The sequence below is a fragment of the Nocardia sp. A7 genome (assembly GCF_046549215.1).
GTDB lineage: Bacteria > Actinomycetota > Actinomycetes > Mycobacteriales > Mycobacteriaceae > Nocardia.
Genome location: NZ_JAJPWE010000003.1, coordinates 708,417 through 725,704 on the forward strand (window position 1 = coordinate 708,417; position 17,288 = coordinate 725,704).

Sequence of the window (17,288 nt, forward strand, 5' to 3'; positions counted from 1 at the left end):
GGTATCTCCCGATGGATTTCACTCCCACCGAAGCCCAGACCGATCTCGCCCGGCTGACCGGCGAGATCTGCGCCAAGCTCGTCACCGCCGATCGGCTGCGTGAACTCGACACCGCCGCCCGCTTCGACGAACAGCTCTGGCGCTCGCTCGCCGAGACCGGCGTGCTGGCCGCGGCGCTGCCGGAAGCACTGGGCGGCAGCGACTTCGGCATGCTCGAGCAGACCGCGATCCTGCGCGAACTCGGCCGCGTCGTCGCCGCGGTGCCCTACCTGTGGTCGATCGTCCTCGGCGCGGGCGCGCTGGCGAAGTTCGGCGATGCCGACCAGCAGGCGCTGGCGGCGCGGGCAGGTGCAGGCGAGATCGTGCTCACGGCCGCGCTCGCCGAGGAACTGCGCGCCAGCACCGACGCACCCGGCATCGTCGCCGAGGCCGCCGGTGCCGCGTGGACACTCACCGGCACCGCGACCACCGTCGCCTACGCCGACCGCGCCGAACGAATCCTGGTGCCCGCCATCACGTCCCACGGTGTCGGGGTCTTCGTGATCGATCCAAAGCACGCGTCGGTCACCCGCACCGCCCAGCAGGTCGTCGACCTGAGCCCCGAGTTCGTCGTCGAACTCGCCGCCACCCCGGCCGACCTGCTCGGCACCATCGAGGCAGGCGCCGACATCCTCACCTGGCTGCGCGAACACGCCTGGCTCGGCCTCTCGGCCCTGCAACTCGGCACCCTGGAACGCGCACTCGAACTGACCGCCGAGCACGCCCGCACCCGCGAGCAGTTCGGCAAGCCGATCGGCTCGTTCCAATCGGTCGCCCAGCGCCTGTCCGACGCCTACATCGACATCGGCGGCCTACGCCTCACCGTCACCCAGGGCGCCTGGCGCCTCGCGGAGGACCTCCCCGCCGCCGAGGCCATCCACATCGCCAAGTTCTGGGCCGCCGAAGCAGGCCACAAGGTCGCCCACACCGTCGTCCACATCCACGGCGGCCTCGGCATCGACCGAGACCACATCACCCACAACTACTTCACCGCCGCCAAACACCACGAATTCGCCCTCGGCGGCGCCACCCCCCACCTCCTCGCCCTCGGCGCGGAACTGGCGCAGTAGTTGAACTAAACGTGCTCGCACCTCGCCAGGTAACCACGCGAGGTGCGGGCGGCGCTGTGTGCGTACAGGACGCGTAGTTCGTACGAACTTCACGCGAAGATGTACAATTCGTCAATGACTGCAGCCCCCACGCCTGAGAACTGGGAGCTCCCGGTAAGCGAAGCCAGGGAGCGCCTCGCCGACGTGATCGCGGCCGCCGAGGCCGGTACCGTCGTGCACTTGACCCGCCACGGCCGCCGCGTGGCGGCCGTTGTGCCGGACTCGATGGCCGAAACCGCAGACAGCCAAGTCCGCGCACTATCGCGACAATTCGCCGAGCGTCACAGGAGCCTGCTCGACAGGCTCGCCAAGTGAGCAAAGCGGACATCTACTTCCTCACGGTCGCTGACCTGCGAGCAATCGCCGAGGATGCGGCAGGGCAATACGTCGTACGCGACGCGGGACTGCTTGCGTCGGCGGCCGCCCGCCCGGCTACCACGGTGTACGGCACCGACGCTTACCCAGGCATCTGGGAGAAGTCCGCGGCGCTCCTACATTCGATCGCAGCCAACCATCCACTTGTCGACGGCAACAAGCGCCTTGCCATCGCAGGCGCGATCGTCTTCCTCGCCTACAACGGCATCGACACGAGCTCTCTCGACGAAGACCTCGTCTACGACCTCATGATCGACGTCGCCAGTGGCACAGTTGTCGATGTCCCAGAGATCGCATCCCGCCTCGCTACCGCGTTGAAGCACGATCCGACCTCAACTGAATCCCGAGTGCTTTAGGCCACCCGCCCGCGTCCGGGCAGGCAACCGTCATGCCGACCAGCAGGCGCGGGCAGGTGCCGGCGAGGTCGTACTCACCGCCGCGGTCGCCGAGGAACTGCGCGCCAGCACCGACGCACCCGGCATCGTCGCCTAGGCCGCCGGTGCCGCGTGGACACTCACCGGCACCGCGACCACCGTCGCCTACGCCGACCGCGCCGGCCGAACAGCTTTACGTCGCCGACTCATCGCGGGCGCCGCTCCCGCCGCTCGAGTACCCGGCGCATCAACTCGTCGCGATCCTTGATTGCGTTCGAACCGTCCATTTGGCCGGCGAGAGCGCTGTGCGCCGCCTCGACAAGGCCCTGATCGGCGTCTGGATACGCCCCGGCGACCCGGTTCAGCGCAGCGATCGTCCGCATGTCCAGATCAACGCACGACGGGACCACACAGCCCTTCAGCGCGCGGCTCAGCAAGACCTCGAACTGGCCTGGCAGGTCGGGCGGAATGTGCCCGGGTCTCCCCATCGTGGCCACGATACTCGGGAACCTTCGACGACAGTTTCGGAAACGTACACCACGAATGCCCGCCCGGCGACGCTGCCGAGCGGGCTCCTTCGTGTCGAGCGGTCCTACGCCGAGCCTGCCTCGGCGTGTTCGTCGGCGGGGCGCTCGTCGGTCTGGGATTTCGCCCAGCGGTAGTCGGGCTTACCCGCCGGTGAGCGCTTGATCTCGTCGACGAACCACAGGCTGCGTGGCTGCTTGTAGGAGGCGATCTCCTGGGCGAGGATCGGCTTCAGATCGGCCAGGGTGGGGCGGTTCTCGCCGCGACACTGCACGACCGCGCAGACCCGCTGGCCCCAGCGCTCGTCCTCGACACCGACCACCAGCGCGTCGAAGATCTCGGGGTGCGCCTTGAGGGCGCCCTCCACCTCTTCGGGGTAGATCTTCTCGCCGCCGCTGTTGATGCTCACCGAGCCGCGGCCGAGCATGGTGACCGAGCCGTCCTCCTCGACGCGCGCGTAGTCTCCGGGAATCGCGAAGCGAACTCCGTGGAACTCCTTGAACGTCGCGGCCGACTTGACCTCGTCCTTGTAGTAGCCGAGCGGGATGTGCCCGCTGCGCGCCAGCAGGCCGACGACACCGGAACCCGGTTCCACCGGATTGCCTTCCTCGTCGAGCACCTGGGTGGCCGCATCGATCTTCACCCGAGGGCCACCGGTGTGGGTGGCGCCCTTGGCGACCAAGGAGAGCCCGCCGAAGCCGGTCTCCGAGGAGCCGATGGAGTCGGAGATCATCCGGTTGGGCAGCACTTCGAGGAACTTGTCCTTGAGTGTGGGCGAGAACAGCGCCGCACTGCTGGCCAGTACGTACAGGGTCGAAAGATCGTAGGGCTCACCGGTTTCCGGGTTGCCTTCGGCGAGGGCGTCGAGCATCGGGCGGGCCATGGCGTCACCGGTGATGAAGATCAGGTTGATGCCGTGCTTGTCGACGGCCTGCCAGACACCGTGCCCGCTGAACTCGGGGATCATCACGGCCTTGCCACCGCCGAAGAGGCTGTGGAAGGTGGCCCACTGCGAGCCGCCGTGGATCATCGGCGGGATCGGGAAGCGCACCATCTGCGGGTTGGCCGCGCCGATCTTGGCCAGCTCCCATTCGTCCTTGGTGTACTCGCCGGTGACGAAGTTGATGCCGGCACCGAGAACCCGCCAGACATCCTCGTGCCGCCACATCACGCCCTTGGGCAGGCCGGTGGTGCCGCCGGTGTAGAGCATGTAGATGTCGTCGGGCGAGCGTTCCTCGAAGTCGCGTTCACCCGACGAACCGGCCAGCGCCGCTTCGTACTCCACGGTGTCCGCGCCGGTGGGCCCCTCGGTGCCGTCGTCGACGACGATCACCGTTTTCAGGGCGGGCACCTGCGCCCGCACCGCGGCCACCCTGTCGGTGTAGCGGCGCTCGTGGATCAGCGCGACCATGTCGGAGTTGTCGAAGATGTGCAGTAGCTCGTTCTCGACATAGCGGAAATTGACATTGATCATCACCGCCCGCGCCTTGAAGACGGCCACCATCGCTTCGACGGCCTCGACGGTGTTCCTGGAATAGATTCCGACTTTGTCGCCGGGACGCACACCCTGTTCCAGCAGGTAGTGGGCCAACTTGTTGGCCCGCTCCTCTAGTTCGGCGTAGGTCGACTCTCGATGTTCGCCGACCAGCACGATCCGGTCGGGCATCAAGTCGACGGCATGTTCGACGAGATCGGCTATGTTGTAGCTCACAAGGACAAAAATAGAACGTGTTACTGTTTCTGACAAGACCAGATCGTCAGGAGAATTCAGATGGCCCACTGCTTGGTCGAGAAGCGCGACCATGTCCTCATCGTCACCATGAATCGGCCGGAGGCCCGCAACGCCCTGTCCCGCGAGATGATGGCGATCATGCTCGACGCCTGGGACCAGGTAGACAGCGATCCCGACATCCGCGTCGCGATCCTCACCGGTGCGGGCGGGGCCTTCTGCGCGGGGATGGATCTGAAGTCGATGAGCTCGCAGCATCCGGGGGACACCGCCGCCAGCGGCAGCTGGGACCCGGCCTACCTCCCCGCACTGCTGAAGGGGCGGCGACTGGCCAAGCCGCTGATCGCGGCAGTCGAGGGCCCGGCCATTGCCGGTGGTACCGAGATCCTGCAGGGCACCGACCTGCGCGTGGCCGGGGAAAGCGCCAAGTTCGGCGTCTCCGAGGCCCGCTGGGGCCTGTTTCCGCTTGGTGGTTCCGCGGTGCGGCTGGCCCGGCAGATCCCGTACACGGTGGCCGCTGATCTGCTGCTGACCGGTCGGCATATCACCGCTGCCGAGGCCAAGGAGATCGGCCTGATCGGACACGTTGTCCCCGACGGAACCGCCCTCGACAAGGCCATGGCGCTGGCAGGCCAGATCGCCGACAACGGCCCGCTCGCCGTCCAGGCGATGCTGCGCACCCTGCGCGAAACCGAGGCCATGCCGGAGAACGAGGCGTTCCCCATCGAGGCCAAGATCGGCATCGAGGTGTTCAAATCAGCCGACGCCAAGGAAGGTCCGCGAGCCTTCGCCGAGAAGCGCAAGCCGAACTTCACCGGCTCCTGACACGCCACCGGGGCGCCGGGCTCTGTGCCGGGCGCCCTGTGGGCATCGGTGCTTATGCCCCCGGGTAGTTCATGTAGAACGGCTCCCACTGGTGGCCGTCGGGGTCGATGAACGTGCGACCGTGCATCCCGACCTCGGCCTCCTGGGCGCGCTTGTCGTCGTTGGTCTCCTCGGTGGCGCCCGCGGCGACGGCGGCGTCGGTCAGCGCGTCCACCTCATCGGCGCTGGCCAGCGACAGCGCGTACCCGGCGGCGGCGGTGTTGATGGTGTCGGCGATCGGACGCGTGCTGAAGGTCGAGAAGAACGGCTTGGTCAGCAGCATCAGGCAGATGTTGTCGTCGATGACGATGCACGACGCGTTCTGATCGGTGAAATCCTCGTTGACCTTCCAGCCCAGCGCCTCGTAGAAGCTCTTCGAGCGGTCGAGGTCGGCGACGGGCAGGTTGATGAAGATCATCTTGTTGCTCATGGGGATCAGCCTTTCGGGGCGTCGTTGCGGTCTCGAACATGTAGACGCGGCGGCGAACGAGGATTCATCGCAACCGAGCAGAGTTCGCGAATCGAGACAGTCCGGTTCACCACTGTCAGCTGTCGGACCCCTGTGGCATCGTGAAACTATGAGCGACGCCACAACCGCCACCACCGGCCCCGATCCCGCTGTACTCGCCGAATTCGAGACGCATCGGCGCGAGTTGTGCGCGTATGCCTATCGCATGCTCGGCTCCTCGTTCGAGGCCGAGGACGCGGTGCAGGAAACCTTCACCCGCGCCTGGCGCTCCTACGATTCCTTCGAGGGCCGCGCGAGTCTGCGCTCGTGGCTGTACAAGATCGCCACCAATATCTGTTTGGACATGCTCGACCGTCCACAGAGCCGCGCCAGACCGATGGATCTCAACGGGCCGGGCCGCCCGGATTCGCCGCTGCCCATGCCCCAGCCCGATTACGTGTGGATCGAGCCGATCCCGAACGCGCTGGCCTTCGGCGCCGACCCGGCCGACCACGCCTCCACCAAAGACACGTTGCGCCTGGCCTTCGTCGCGGCCTGCCAGCATCTGCCCGCCACCCAGCGCGCGATCCTGATCATGCGCGAGGTGCTGCGATTCTCCGCGGGTGAGACCGCCGAGGCGCTGATGATGTCGCCCGCGTCGGTGAACAGCGCGCTGCAGCGGGCACGGGCCACCATGTCGAAGGTGCAGCCGACCGTGGCCGACAGCTTCGACGAGACCGATCCCGATCAGCGCAAACTGATCGACGATTTCGTCACCGCGTTCGAGGCCTACGACATGGACGCCTTGACCACCCTGCTCAAAGCCGATGTGGCGCTGTCGATGCCGCCGTTCGATCTGTGGATCTCGGGCCCGGAGAACGTGGCCGCGTTCATGCTCAGCACTGGTGCCGCCTGCCGCGATTCGCGGATGGTGCCGCTGGCCGGTGCCAACGGTTCGCCCGCCTTCGGCCACTACAAGCCGAGCGAGGAGCCCGGCGTCTGGGTGCCGTGGTCGATCACGGTGCTCGAACTCGAGGGCGACACCATCGCCGGCCTCAACTTCTTCCTCGACACCCAGCGCCTGTTCCCGCTCTTCGGGCTCGAGCCGGAGTGGCGCGAGCCCGTCTGAGCGGGCAGGGAATTCAGAGCAGGCGGCGCTTGTACAGCTTTCCGTTGGGATCGCGGGGCAGCTCCGCGCGGTATTCCACCGTGCGGGGCAGCTTGTACTTGGCGAGCTGACCGGCGGCGAATTCCAGGAGTTCGGCGGTGAAGTCCTCGTCGCCCAGACCGTCGACCGGCTGCACGAACGCCTTCACCTGCTGGCCCCAATCCGGGTCGGGCACACCGAGAACCGCTACGTCGGCCACCTTCGGGTGGCTCATCAGCACGCCCTCGATCTCGGCCGGGTAGATGTTCACCCCGCCGGACAGGATCAGATCCGAGCGCCGGTCGCACAGGAACAGATAGCCGTCTTCGTCGAGGTAACCGATGTCGCCGACGGTGAACAGGTCACCGACGCGCGACTCCTCGGTCTTCTCCTTGGCATGGTGGTATTCGAAGCTGGACGCACCCATCCGCATGTAGACCAGGCCCTCTTTGCCCGCGGGCAGTTCGGTGCCGTCGGTCTCGTCGAGCACCTTGATCACCGACCACGGCCAGGCCTTACCCACCGAGCCGGGCTTGGCCAGCCACTCGGTGCCGTCGATCACGGTGCCGCCGCCCTCGGTGGCCGCGTAGTACTCGGTGACAACCGGGCCCCACCAGTCGAGCATCTGGCGCTTGGTCTGCGGCGGGCACGGCGCGGCGCCGTGCACCATGCTGCGCAGCGAGGACACGTCGTAGCGGGCGCGCACGTCGTCGGGCAGGGCGAGCAGGCGGTGGAACTGGGTGGGCACCATGTGGCTGTGGGTCACCTTGTGCCGCTCGATCAGCGCGAGCATGTCCTGCGCGTCCCACCGGTCCATCAGAACGAGCTTGTGCCCCAACTGGATCGAGATGGTCGAGAAGTTCAGCACGGCCGTGTGATAGAGCGGCGAGCCGCAGATGTGCACGTGGTCGTCGTAGGGTGCCAGCCCGAACAGGCTGAAGAACGCCTTGTTCGGAGCGGGGACCTCGTCGGGGTCGGCGCCGGTCAGCGGGCGGCGAACGCCCTTGGGCCGCCCCGTGGTTCCCGAGGTGTAGAGCATCGGCGCGCCGACCGAACGGTCCGACGGCCTGCCGGTATCGGCGGCACCGAGCCACGACACCGGCCGGAAGCCCGGCACCGTGCCGACCGCGAACCGGGCGTTCTCGGGCAGTTCGGCGAGGTCGGCGGCCTCGGCGGCGGTGGCCGCGAACCGCTCGCTGGCCAGGAACGCCGCGGCGTCACTGTCGCCGAGGATGTAGGCGATCTCGGGCGCGGTCAGGTGCCAGTTCACCGCGACGATGTACAGCCCCGCCTGATAGGCGGCGAAGTACGCGGCGATCGCCTCGACGCCGTTGTGCAGCATGCTGACCACGACGTCGCCGGTCCGTAGGCCGATGCCGTGTAGCCCGTTGGCGTAGCGGTTGGCCAGGGTCGCCAATTCTCGATAGGTGATCTCCCTGCCGTCCGGGTCGACGACGGCGATCCGCTCGGGATCCGTCGCGGCGATATTCCACAGTCCGAGGACTTCCGTTGTCTGCTGGCTCACCCCTCGAATTTAGAACGTGTTCTACATGCTGACAAGGGGTTGGAGCCGACGCATTTGTTCGGCATCCGACACCGAGATCAGCATCATCGTCACGCCGGCGTCCTCCCATTCCTTCAGCCGGGAACGGACGTGGGCCTCGTCGCCGAAGATCGCGGTGTCGGTGATCAGCTCGTCGGGCACCGCCGCCGCGGCCTCGGCCTTGCGCCCCGCCTGGAACAGCGCGGAGATCTCGTCGACCTCGGCGCCGTACCCCATCCGCTTGTACACCTGCGCGTGGAAATTCAGCTCGGGCGCTCCCATCCCGCCGATGTAGAGCGCGCTCACCCAGCGCATCCGCTCGATCTCGCCCGCCGGATCGTCGGTGATCACCACCTGCGCGCTCGCCGCGATCTCGAAATCGGCGCGCGACCGACGGGCGCCGGGCCGCGCGAAGCCCTCGTCGAGCCACTCGTTGTACATGCCGGCCAGTCGGGGTGCGTAGTAGATCGCGAGCCAGCCGTCGGCGATCTCAGCGGTCTGCGCGACGTTCTTCGGACCCTCCGCACCCAGCCAGATCGGCAGATCAGCGCGCAGCGGATGCACGATCGGCTTGAGCGGTTTACCGAGGCCGGTCGCGCCGGGGCCCTCGTACGGCAGGCCGTAGTGCTTGCCGTCCGACGTCACCGGGGCTTCGCGGGCGAGCACCTTGCGCACGATGTCGACGTACTCGCGCGTGCGCCGCAGCGGCTGCGCGAAGGGCTGGCCGTACCAGCCCTCCACCACCTGCGGACCGGAGACGCCGAGGCCGAGGACGGCCCGGCCGCCGCTGAGATGGTCCAGCGTGAGCGCGTGCATCGCCGCGGCGGCGGGCGTGCGCGCCGACATCTGCGCGACCGAGGTACCGAGCCGCACCCGCGACGTGGACGAGCCCCACCAGGCCAGTGGGGTGAAGGCGTCCGAGCCCCATGACTCGGCCGCGAACACCGCGTCGAAGCCCGTTTCCTCGGCCGCGATCACCAGCTCGCCCGCGTCGGCGGGGGGCTGTGCGCCCCAGTATCCGAGTTGCAATCCGAATTTCATGATCGGCGCCCTTTCGGCGAATCCTTGCGAGCAGAATAAGAACCTGTTCTACTCGATATCGTGACCCAGGGGAATACCGCAGTGGAAGTATTGAGTGCACCCCTCAGGGTGCAGTTCGACTACACCAGGTCCGTCGGACCCATCATCGGCGCCTTTCTGACCGGACTGCGCGAACGCCGGATACTCGGCGCGCGCGGCAGCGACGGCCGAATACTCGTGCCACCGCCCGAATACGATCCACACACCTGCGAGGCGCTGGCCGACCTGGTCGAGGTCGCGGCGACCGGCACTGTCACGTCCTGGACGTGGGTGTCCGAGCCGCTGCCCGGCCAGCCGTTCGACCGGCCGTTCGCGTGGGCGCTGATCCAGCTCGACGGCGCCGACACGGCCATGCTGCACGCACTCGACGTGACCGATTCCGGCCAACTCAGCACCGGAATGCGGGTCAGTGCCCGCTGGGCCGAGGAGCGCAGCGACCGCATCCAGGACATCGCGTGCTTCGAACCCGGCGAGAGCACCAGCCCCGCCGACTATTCCGAACAAGCACCGATCACCATACTGACCACCCCCGTCGACCTCGACTACAAGCACACCGCCTCCCCCCAGGAGAGCATCTACCTGCGCGGACTCGCCGAAGGCAAGCTCATCGGCGGCCGCTCCGAAGCGGGCGGACGGGTGTACTTCCCGCCGCGCGGCGCCAACCCGACCGACGGCACGCCCACCGACGACCTGGTCGAACTGCCCGACAAGGGCACGGTGACCACCTTCTGCATCGTCAATGTGCCGTTCCTCGGTCAGCGGATCAAGCCGCCGTACGTGGCCGCCTACGTGCTGCTCGACGGGGCCGACATCCCGTTCCTGCACCTGATCCTGGGCTGCGAGGCGAGCGAGGTACGCATGGGCATGCAGGTCGAGGCGGTGTGGAAACCCCGCGAGGAATGGGGCCACACGCTGGCCAACATCGACCACTTCCGGCCCACCGGGGAGCCCGACGCTCCCTACGAGTCCTACCAGCACCACCTCTAGAGAGGCGACGTTGACCACATCAGCATCCTCCGGCAGCGACGCGAGCCTGCCCGAGATCGCGGTGGTGGGCTTCGCCCACGCACCACACGTACCCGAAACCCACGGCACCACCAACGGCGTCGAGATGCTCGTGCCGTGCTTCCAGCAGCTCTACGCCGAGCTCGGCATCACCAAGTCCGATATCGACTTCTGGTGCTCGGGCTCCTCCGATTTCCTTGCCGGACGCGCGTTCTCGTTCATCTCGGCGATCGATGCGATCGGCGCCGTCCCACCGATCAACGAGTCGCACGTGGAGATGGACGCCGCGTGGGCATTCTACGAAGCGTGGGTGAAGCTGCGTTCCGGACAGGCGCAGACCGCACTCGTGTACGGCTTCGGCAAGTCGTCGGCGGGCACGCTGCGCCAGGTGCTGACCATGCAGCTCGACCCCTACCTGGTCGCGCCGCTGTGGCCCGACGCGGTCTCGGTGGCGGGCTTGCAGGCGCGTGCCGGTCTGGATTCCGGCCGGTGGACCGAGCAGGACATGGCAGCTGTTACCGGCGGTGACCTCGGCGCACCCTATGTGGCCGACCCGCTGCGCGCCCACGACATCGCCCCGATCACCGACGGTGCCGCCGCGATCGTGCTCGCGGTCGGCGACCGCGCGCGCGAGCTCTGCGACCGGCCCGCCTGGATCACCGGAATGGCGCACAACATCGACGCCCAGGCATTCGGTGGCCGCGACCTGACCCGCTCCCCCTCCACCACCAAGGCGGCCGCGGCGGCTACCGGCGGCAACACCGCCTTCGACGTCGCCGAACTGCACGCGCCGTTCAGCCACCAGCAGTTGATCCTCGCGGAGGCGATCGGGCTGTCGGCGGACACGCGCATCAACCCGTCCGGCGGCGCGCTCGCCGCCAACCCGATGTTCGCGGCGGGCCTGGAACGCATCGGCTGCGCCGCCCAAGCCATCATGTCCGGCACCGCGAACCGGACTCTCGCTCATGCGACCAGCGGCCCTGCGCTGCAACAGAATCTGGTCGCCGTCATGGAGGTCAAGTGAGCTTCCCCGCAGCGGTGCTCGGCACCGGCCAAACCCATCACGTGACAAAACGCACGGACGTGTCCATGGCGGGCATGTGCCGTGAGGCCATCGATCGTGCACTCGATGACGCGGGTCTGACCATCGCCGACATCGACGCTGTCGTCGTCGGCAAGGCCCCCGACTTCTTCGAGGGCGTCATGATGCCCGAGCTGTACATGGCCGAGGCGCTCGGTGCGGCGGGCAAGCCGATGATCCGCGTGCACACCGCGGGCTCGGTCGGCGGCTCGACCGGCGTGGTCGCCGCCAACCTGGTGCAGGGCGGGGTACACAAGCGCGTCCTCGCCATCGCCTGGGAGAAGCAGTCGGAGTCGAATGCCATGTGGGCGTTGTCGATTCCGGTGCCGTTCACCATGCCGGTCGGTGCGGGCGCGGGCGGCTACTTCGCTCCGCACGTGCGCTCCTACATCCGTCGCTCGAACGCGCCACTGCACATCGGCGCGATGGTGGCGGTGAAGGATCGGCGCAACGGCGCGAAGAACCCTCTCGCGCACCTGCATCAGCCCGACATCACCCTCGAATCGGTGCTGGCATCCCAAATGCTCTGGGACCCGATTCGTTTCGATGAGACCTGCCCGTCGTCGGACGGCGCGTGTGCCGTGGTGATCGGCGATGCCGAGGCCGCGGCGGTGGTCGAGGCCGAAGGCAAGAAGGTGGCCTGGATCCACGGCACCGCGATGCGCACCGAGCCGACCACCTTCTCCGGTCGTGACCAGGTGAATCCGCAGGCGGGCCGGGACGCGGCCGCCGCGCTGTGGCAGGCGGCCGGGATCACCGACCCCCTGGACGAGATCGATGTCGCCGAGATCTATGTGCCGTTCTCCTGGTTCGAGCCGATGTGGCTCGAGAACCTCGGCTTCGCCGCCGAGGGCGACGGCTGGAAACTCACCGACAAGGGCGAGACCGAAATCGGCGGACGCCTCCCGGTGAATCCGTCGGGCGGTGTTCTCTCGTCCAACCCGATCGGCGCCTCCGGTCTGATCCGGTTCGCCGAAGCGGCCAAGCAGGTGATGGGGCGCGCGGGCGAGTACCAGGTACCGAATGCGCGCAAGGCCCTCGGTCACGCGTACGGCGGTGGCTCCCAGTACTTTTCGATGTGGGTCGTGGGAAGCGAGCGTCCGGCATGAAGTTCACCGTCGGTGTCGCACTGAGCCCCTTGGACCAACTCACCGAGCTGGCCAAGACTGCCGAGGAATGCGGGTTCACCTCCATCGGCCTGCCCGACTCGCTGTTCTACATGAAGTCACAGGCCGCCGACTACCCGTACACCCCGGACGGCAGCCGCTTCTGGGGCCCGGAGACGCCGTGGGTCGATCCGCTGATCGCCGCCGCCTCCATGGCGGCGGTCACCACGAAGCTGCGGTTCTACACCAATGTCCTCAAGCTCGGCTCGCGCAATCCGTTGCTGCTGGCCCGGCAGGTCGGCTCGATCGCCAATATGTCGGGCAACCGGTTCGGTTTCGGCATCGGGATCGGCTGGGCACCTGAGGAATTCGAATGGTGTGGGGTTCCCTACGCCCGCCGTGGCGCGCGGGTCGACGAGATGATCGAGGTCATCCGACTCGTCCTCGACGGCGGCATGGTCGAGTTCCACGGCGAGTTCTTCGATTTCGACGAGTTGCAGATGAGTCCGCCGCCGAGCGAGCGGGTGCCGTTCTACATCGGCGGGCACACCGGGCCGGCGCTGCGCCGGGCCGCCCGCATCGGTGACGGCTGGACCTCGGCGATGATGAAGTTCGACGACCTCGTCACCACCATCGGCACGCTGCGCGACCTGCGTGCCGAATACGGCCGGGCCGAGGAGCCGTTCGAAATCCAGTCCGTCTGCATCGACAAGTTCGGTCGCGACGGCTATCAGGACCTGGCCGACGCGGGAGTCACCGACAACATCGTGGTGCCGTGGCTGGCCGACGGTATCGGGTTCGACGGCGAACTCGCCGCCAAGCAGGACTCCCTGCGTCGCTTCGCCGACAAGTACATTGCCGATCCCATCATCGCGAAGGTGCCTCAATGACCACCATCGAACGCACCGCCCGCGCCGCGAGTCTGGCCTCTCAGGCCGCGGTCAAGGCCAAGGACCGCAGCGCGTGGGTAGCCCTGTTCGCCGAGGACGGCATCGTCGAAGACCCCGTCGGCCCCTCGGGTTTCGATCCCGAAGGGGTAGGCCACCGCGGCCACGAGGCAATCGGCGCCTTCTGGGACAAGGCCATCGCCCTCACCGAATCCATCGAATTCCGGTTCGAGGACTCTTTCGCCTGCGGCAAGGAAATCGCTTTCACCGGCCTGATCCGCACCACCATCGGCGGCCATGTCATCGATGCCGAGGGTGTGTTCACCTACAGGGTCGACGCGAAGGGAAAGATCGCCGCCTTGCGCGCCTTCTGGGAAGTAGACCGCGCGGTCGCGACCACGCGCCCCGCATAGCCGAAGCTGTAAGCACGAGAACAGCCCGGGACCTTTCGGTCCCGGGCTGTTCTGGCTGTTACGACTCAGTGCGCGACAGGACAGCCGGCGGGCTTGTAATCGACCGGCAGCTCCTTGATCCCATTGAGCCAACCCGAACGCAAACGTTTCGGATCTCCGATCTGCGTGATATCGGGCAGATGATCAGCAATCGCGTTGAAGATCAGATCGACTTCGAGCCGAGCCAGATTCGCCCCGACGCAGAAGTGGGCGCCGGTGCCGCCGAACGACAGGTGCTGATTGTCGGTGCGGGTGATGTCGAACTTCTCCGGATTCTCGAACACGTCCTCGTCGAAGTTTGCCGAGCGGTACAGCATCACCAGCCGCTGACCCTTCTTGATCTGCACGCCACCGAGTTCGGTGTCCTCGAGCGCGGTGCGCTGGAAGGAGGTCACCGGGGTCGCCCAGCGGATGATCTCGTCCGCCGCCGTGGCGGGGCGCTCCTTCTTGAACAACTCCCACTGGTCGGGGTTCTCCATGAAGGCGATCATGCCGTGGGTGATGGCGTTGCGGGTCGTCTCGTTGCCCGCGACGGCCAGGACGATCACGAAGAAGCCGAATTCCTCCGGCGTGAGGTGCTCGCCGTCAACGTCGGCCTCGATCAGCGTGGTCACCAGATCATCGGCCGGATTGGCCTTTCTGGCCTCGGCCATCTGGTAGGCGTAGCCGAGGATCTCCATCGACGCCGCGACCGGATCGGCGGTGCTGTCCGGATCGTCGTAGCTGGTCATGTCGTTGGACCACTCGAAGACCTTCATCCGGTCCTCCTGCGGCACACCGATCAGTTCCGCGATCGCCTGCAGCGGCAGCTCACATGCCACCTGGGTGACGAAGTCACCGCTGCCGGACTCGAGGGCTCGCTTCACAATGCCTTCGGCACGGGCCGAGAGTTCGGCGCGCAGGCCGTTGATCGCGCGCGGGGTGAAGCCCTTGGCGATCAGCTTGCGCAGCTTGGTGTGCTCGGGGGCGTCCTTGTTCAACAGGACGAAGCGCTGCAGTTCGATCTGCTCGCGCTGGATGTCGTCGTTGAAGCGCGGGATCGCGGTGTTCTCGTAGGTGGAGAACACCTCGCTGCGGCGCGACACCTCTTTGACATCGGCGTGCTTACTCACCACCCAGAAGCCGTCGTCATGGAACCCGCCCACCTCGGGCGACTGCTCGTTCCACCAGATCGGCGCCGTACGACGCAGTTCGGCATACTCCTCGGCCGGAATCCGCTCGGCGTAGATAGCTGGGTCGGTAACGTCGAACCCGTCCGGCAGGTTCGGCCGGGCACCCGTCACAGGGCCGGCGTGGTCGGTGCTCGGATCTACCACCAGATGTCTCCTTCGACAAACTGAAACACGTTCTACAATCATTCAATCACAGGGGTTGCCGCGACGGAAGAACCACGCGGTTTTACCCCGAAGACAAGATCAGAACCTGTTGCAGTTAAGAGGGAGATTCAGATGGGCACACCCGTGATCGTCGAGGCCGTGCGTACCCCGATCGGCAAGCGGCGAGGGCAGCTTTCGGGACTGCACGCCGCCGAACTGCTCGGCCTGGCCCAGCGCGGCCTACTCGATCGGGCAGGCTTGGACCCCGCCGAGGTCGAGCAGGTGATCGGCGGCTGCGTCACCCAGGCGGGCGAACAGTCCAACAACGTCACCCGCGTCGCCTGGCTGCACGCGGGCCTGCCATGGCAGACCGGCGCCACCACGATCGACGCCCAGTGCGGTTCGGCCCAACAGGCCAACCACCTCGTCGCGGGTCTCATCGCCACCGGCGCGATCGACGTCGGCATCGCGTGCGGCGTCGAGGCGATGAGCCGGGTGCCGCTCGGCGCCAATGTCGGCACCGAGGCGGGTCCGCGACGACCCGCGTCGTGGTCGATCGATATGCCCGACCAGTTCGGCGCCGCCGAGCGGATCGCCCGCAGGCGCGGGATCACCCGGTCCGATATCGACGAATTCGGCTTGCGCTCACAGCAGTTGGCGGCCAAGGCCTGGGCCGAGGGCCGCTACGACCGTGAGGTGCTCGCGATCTCGGCGCCGGTGCTCGACAGCGAGGGCGCCGCCACCGGTGAGAAAGTGGAGGTCACCCGCGACCAGGGCCTGCGCGCGACCACCATCGAAGGACTGTCCGCGCTGAAACCCGTCATGGCGGACGGCATCCACACCGCGGGCACCTCGTCGCAGATCTCCGACGGTGCCGCAGCGGTACTGCTGATGGATGAAAGCGTCGCGCGCCGAAAGGGTTTGCGCCCGCGCGCCCGGATTCACACCCAGGTACTCGTAGGCGCCGAACCAGAGTTCCATCTGGACGGGCCGGTACAGGCGTGCACCCGACTGCTCGAGCGCTCCGGAATGACGATTGGCGATATCGATCTTTTCGAGATCAACGAAGCATTCGCGTCCGTCGCACTTTCGTGGGCTTCCGTACATCAACCTGACATGGAACGGGTAAATGTCAACGGCGGTGCGATCGCAATCGGGCATCCGGTGGGCTCTACCGGCTCCCGATTGATCACGACAGCGTTGCACGAGCTCGAACGCACAGGTCAGGGCACTGCCATGGTGCTCATGTGCGCCGGCGGAGCACTCGCGACCGGCACCATCATCGAACGCCTGTAGACTGGTCGGTATCGAAACCGGGCGCCCAGGTTGAACATTCATCCCAGGGCGCCCGGAACGTGTCGTACGCCACAAAGTCACGGGGGGCAGCGAGATGATGAGATGTCAGCTATCTTTGAGCTACCGCGCGGCCATGGTGAAAGAACCCCACGACGGGCACGAACCCGGGTACCCCCGCGCTCCACAAGAGTCGTTGGCGTGACCCGCAAACGCGACCGCCGCCGCCCCTGCACGCAGGTGAGCGTCGGAATTCGTAGAGAAATCCCCGATCAGGCGTAGGTTTTCAGTTACTGAGCCGCTAATATCAATGATACGTATCCGAGATAACGACTGTTAGTACAGTGAAGGGAATTGGGCGGCTCACAATGGCTGATTTCGCGGCGCGGCTGAACAAGCTGTTCGAAACCGTGCATCCCCCGGGGCGCAAGCCGCACACCAACGCAGAGGTTGCGGCTGCGCTGACTGCCTCCGGGCATCCGATCTCGAAGCCGTATCTCTCGCAGTTGCGGTCGGGACAACGAACGAATCCGTCCGATGAGACGGTGGCCGCCCTGGCGAAGTTCTTCAAGGTCAAGCCTGACTACTTCTTCAACGATATTTACGCGGCCAAGATCGATCACGACCTGGAGCTGCTCGCGCAGCTGCAGGGTTACGGACTTCGTCGACTGTCGAGTAGGGCATTCGACCTGTCCGAAGAATCACAGAATCTACTCACCTCGATGGCGGAGAAGCTGCGGGCCAGCGAAGGCTTGCCCGAAATTCCTCCGGACGGAACAGAATAGGATCCACGCAGCGACCGGCCTGACGCACCTGATGGTGTCCTGGGTACGGCCGTAAAAACGTCGGATACGCAGACAACGGGCCTGAGACGGTGGGAAACCACCAGCTCAGGCCCGTTTTCTGTGGGGCACC

Annotated in this window: 18 protein-coding genes; 12 read left to right on the top strand and 6 right to left on the bottom strand. The window is 66.7% G+C overall.

The window, feature by feature from the left end; translation table 11 throughout:
• The first annotated feature begins 11 nt into the window (after nt 1–11).
• The 3 genes from ACLJPD_RS21125 (at nt 12) to ACLJPD_RS21135 (ending at nt 1,879) form a co-directional block, all read left to right on the top strand.
• Nucleotides 12–1,109, top strand: a complete 1,098-nt coding sequence (locus ACLJPD_RS21125; protein WP_410874334.1) for an acyl-CoA dehydrogenase family protein — start codon at nt 12–14, stop codon at nt 1,107–1,109.
• A 114-nt stretch (nt 1,110–1,223) separates the two neighbouring features.
• Nucleotides 1,224–1,463, top strand: a complete 240-nt coding sequence (locus tag ACLJPD_RS21130) for a type II toxin-antitoxin system Phd/YefM family antitoxin (protein WP_378910179.1) — start codon at nt 1,224–1,226, stop codon at nt 1,461–1,463.
• Entirely contained in the window at nt 1,460–1,879 is a 420-nt protein-coding gene (locus ACLJPD_RS21135) for a type II toxin-antitoxin system death-on-curing family toxin (RefSeq protein WP_410874335.1), read from the top strand. The genes ACLJPD_RS21130 and ACLJPD_RS21135 overlap by 4 nt, the downstream gene beginning before the upstream one ends.
• A 224-nt stretch (nt 1,880–2,103) precedes the next feature.
• Here ACLJPD_RS21135 and ACLJPD_RS21140 read toward each other — a convergent pair whose 3' ends face one another.
• Both ACLJPD_RS21140 and ACLJPD_RS21145 read right to left on the bottom strand, forming a co-directional pair.
• The gene (locus tag ACLJPD_RS21140) at nt 2,104–2,385 is read right to left on the bottom strand and encodes a hypothetical protein (protein ID WP_410874336.1); all 282 of its coding nucleotides are present in this window, start codon (nt 2,383–2,385) and stop codon (nt 2,104–2,106) included.
• Nucleotides 2,386–2,489: 104 nt separating this feature from the next.
• Nucleotides 2,490–4,133, bottom strand: a complete 1,644-nt coding sequence (locus tag ACLJPD_RS21145; RefSeq protein WP_410874337.1) for an acyl-CoA synthetase — start codon at nt 4,131–4,133, stop codon at nt 2,490–2,492.
• 60 nt (nt 4,134–4,193) lie between these two features.
• On the opposite strand from ACLJPD_RS21145, the gene ACLJPD_RS21150 reads away from it, so the two are divergent.
• Nucleotides 4,194–4,976, top strand: a complete 783-nt coding sequence (locus ACLJPD_RS21150; RefSeq protein ID WP_410874338.1) for a crotonase/enoyl-CoA hydratase family protein — start codon at nt 4,194–4,196, stop codon at nt 4,974–4,976.
• A gap of 52 nt (nt 4,977–5,028) precedes the next feature.
• Here the strand turns inward: ACLJPD_RS21150 and ACLJPD_RS21155 are convergent, their stop codons facing one another.
• On the bottom strand, nt 5,029–5,445 hold the full coding sequence (locus ACLJPD_RS21155; RefSeq protein ID WP_410874339.1) for a VOC family protein: 417 nt from the start codon (nt 5,443–5,445) through the stop codon (nt 5,029–5,031).
• A gap of 148 nt (nt 5,446–5,593) precedes the next feature.
• Here ACLJPD_RS21155 and ACLJPD_RS21160 point away from each other — a divergent pair, with 148 nt between their 5' ends.
• Entirely contained in the window at nt 5,594–6,592 is a 999-nt protein-coding gene (locus ACLJPD_RS21160) for a sigma-70 family RNA polymerase sigma factor (RefSeq protein ID WP_410874340.1), read from the top strand.
• Between the two features lie 13 nt (nt 6,593–6,605).
• Here ACLJPD_RS21160 and ACLJPD_RS21165 read toward each other — a convergent pair whose 3' ends face one another.
• Complete coding sequence (locus ACLJPD_RS21165; RefSeq protein ID WP_410874341.1) at nt 6,606–8,135, bottom strand: acyl-CoA synthetase; 1,530 nt, start codon at nt 8,133–8,135, stop codon at nt 6,606–6,608.
• A 21-nt stretch (nt 8,136–8,156) separates the two neighbouring features.
• Entirely contained in the window at nt 8,157–9,194 is a 1,038-nt protein-coding gene (locus ACLJPD_RS21170) for an LLM class F420-dependent oxidoreductase (RefSeq protein WP_410874342.1), read from the bottom strand.
• 60 nt (nt 9,195–9,254) lie between these two features.
• Between ACLJPD_RS21170 and ACLJPD_RS21175 the strand changes: the two genes are divergently transcribed.
• From ACLJPD_RS21175 to ACLJPD_RS21195, 5 genes are read left to right on the top strand one after another with little or no spacing between them, the layout of a single operon-like run.
• Nucleotides 9,255–10,220: a Zn-ribbon domain-containing OB-fold protein gene (locus ACLJPD_RS21175; RefSeq protein ID WP_410874343.1), complete on the top strand. Its 966-nt coding sequence runs from the start codon at nt 9,255–9,257 to the stop codon at nt 10,218–10,220.
• A gap of 46 nt (nt 10,221–10,266) precedes the next feature.
• A complete protein-coding gene (locus ACLJPD_RS21180; protein ID WP_410874548.1) occupies nt 10,267–11,262 on the top strand; it encodes a thiolase domain-containing protein in 996 nt (331 codons plus the stop codon).
• The gene (locus ACLJPD_RS21185) at nt 11,259–12,428 is read left to right on the top strand and encodes a thiolase domain-containing protein (RefSeq protein WP_410874344.1); all 1,170 of its coding nucleotides are present in this window, start codon (nt 11,259–11,261) and stop codon (nt 12,426–12,428) included. The genes ACLJPD_RS21180 and ACLJPD_RS21185 overlap by 4 nt, the downstream gene beginning before the upstream one ends.
• Entirely contained in the window at nt 12,425–13,315 is an 891-nt protein-coding gene (locus tag ACLJPD_RS21190) for a TIGR03619 family F420-dependent LLM class oxidoreductase (protein WP_410874345.1), read from the top strand. The genes ACLJPD_RS21185 and ACLJPD_RS21190 overlap by 4 nt, the downstream gene beginning before the upstream one ends.
• Nucleotides 13,312–13,725 carry a nuclear transport factor 2 family protein gene (locus ACLJPD_RS21195; RefSeq protein WP_410874346.1) on the top strand — a complete coding sequence of 138 codons (414 nt, stop codon included), beginning with the start codon at nt 13,312–13,314 and terminating at the stop codon, nt 13,723–13,725. Before ACLJPD_RS21190 ends, ACLJPD_RS21195 begins: the two co-directional genes overlap by 4 nt.
• Nucleotides 13,726–13,790: 65 nt before the next feature.
• Here ACLJPD_RS21195 and ACLJPD_RS21200 read toward each other — a convergent pair whose 3' ends face one another.
• A complete protein-coding gene (locus ACLJPD_RS21200; RefSeq protein WP_410874347.1) occupies nt 13,791–15,080 on the bottom strand; it encodes a cytochrome P450 in 1,290 nt (429 codons plus the stop codon).
• Nucleotides 15,081–15,212: 132 nt separating this feature from the next.
• Here ACLJPD_RS21200 and ACLJPD_RS21205 point away from each other — a divergent pair, with 132 nt between their 5' ends.
• Complete coding sequence (locus tag ACLJPD_RS21205) at nt 15,213–16,376, top strand: steroid 3-ketoacyl-CoA thiolase (RefSeq protein ID WP_410874348.1); 1,164 nt, start codon at nt 15,213–15,215, stop codon at nt 16,374–16,376.
• Nucleotides 16,377–16,741: 365 nt separating this feature from the next.
• The gene (locus ACLJPD_RS21210) at nt 16,742–17,158 is read left to right on the top strand and encodes a helix-turn-helix domain-containing protein (RefSeq protein WP_019044759.1); all 417 of its coding nucleotides are present in this window, start codon (nt 16,742–16,744) and stop codon (nt 17,156–17,158) included.
• The last annotated feature ends 130 nt before the right edge of the window (nt 17,159–17,288 follow it).

Coding starts and splice junctions, on each gene's coding strand:
- ACLJPD_RS21155 (WP_410874339.1), bottom strand. CDS start 5,445: ATGAGCAACAAGATGATCTTCATCAACCTGCCCGTCGCCGACCTCGAC.
- ACLJPD_RS21160 (WP_410874340.1), top strand. CDS start 5,594: ATGAGCGACGCCACAACCGCCACCACCGGCCCCGATCCCGCTGTACTC.
- ACLJPD_RS21210 (WP_019044759.1), top strand. CDS start 16,742: ATGGCTGATTTCGCGGCGCGGCTGAACAAGCTGTTCGAAACCGTGCAT.
- ACLJPD_RS21125 (WP_410874334.1), top strand. CDS start 12: ATGGATTTCACTCCCACCGAAGCCCAGACCGATCTCGCCCGGCTGACC.
- ACLJPD_RS21205 (WP_410874348.1), top strand. CDS start 15,213: ATGGGCACACCCGTGATCGTCGAGGCCGTGCGTACCCCGATCGGCAAG.
- ACLJPD_RS21150 (WP_410874338.1), top strand. CDS start 4,194: ATGGCCCACTGCTTGGTCGAGAAGCGCGACCATGTCCTCATCGTCACC.
- ACLJPD_RS21190 (WP_410874345.1), top strand. CDS start 12,425: ATGAAGTTCACCGTCGGTGTCGCACTGAGCCCCTTGGACCAACTCACC.
- ACLJPD_RS21140 (WP_410874336.1), bottom strand. CDS start 2,385: ATGGGGAGACCCGGGCACATTCCGCCCGACCTGCCAGGCCAGTTCGAG.
- ACLJPD_RS21170 (WP_410874342.1), bottom strand. CDS start 9,194: ATGAAATTCGGATTGCAACTCGGATACTGGGGCGCACAGCCCCCCGCC.
- ACLJPD_RS21195 (WP_410874346.1), top strand. CDS start 13,312: ATGACCACCATCGAACGCACCGCCCGCGCCGCGAGTCTGGCCTCTCAG.
- ACLJPD_RS21130 (WP_378910179.1), top strand. CDS start 1,224: ATGACTGCAGCCCCCACGCCTGAGAACTGGGAGCTCCCGGTAAGCGAA.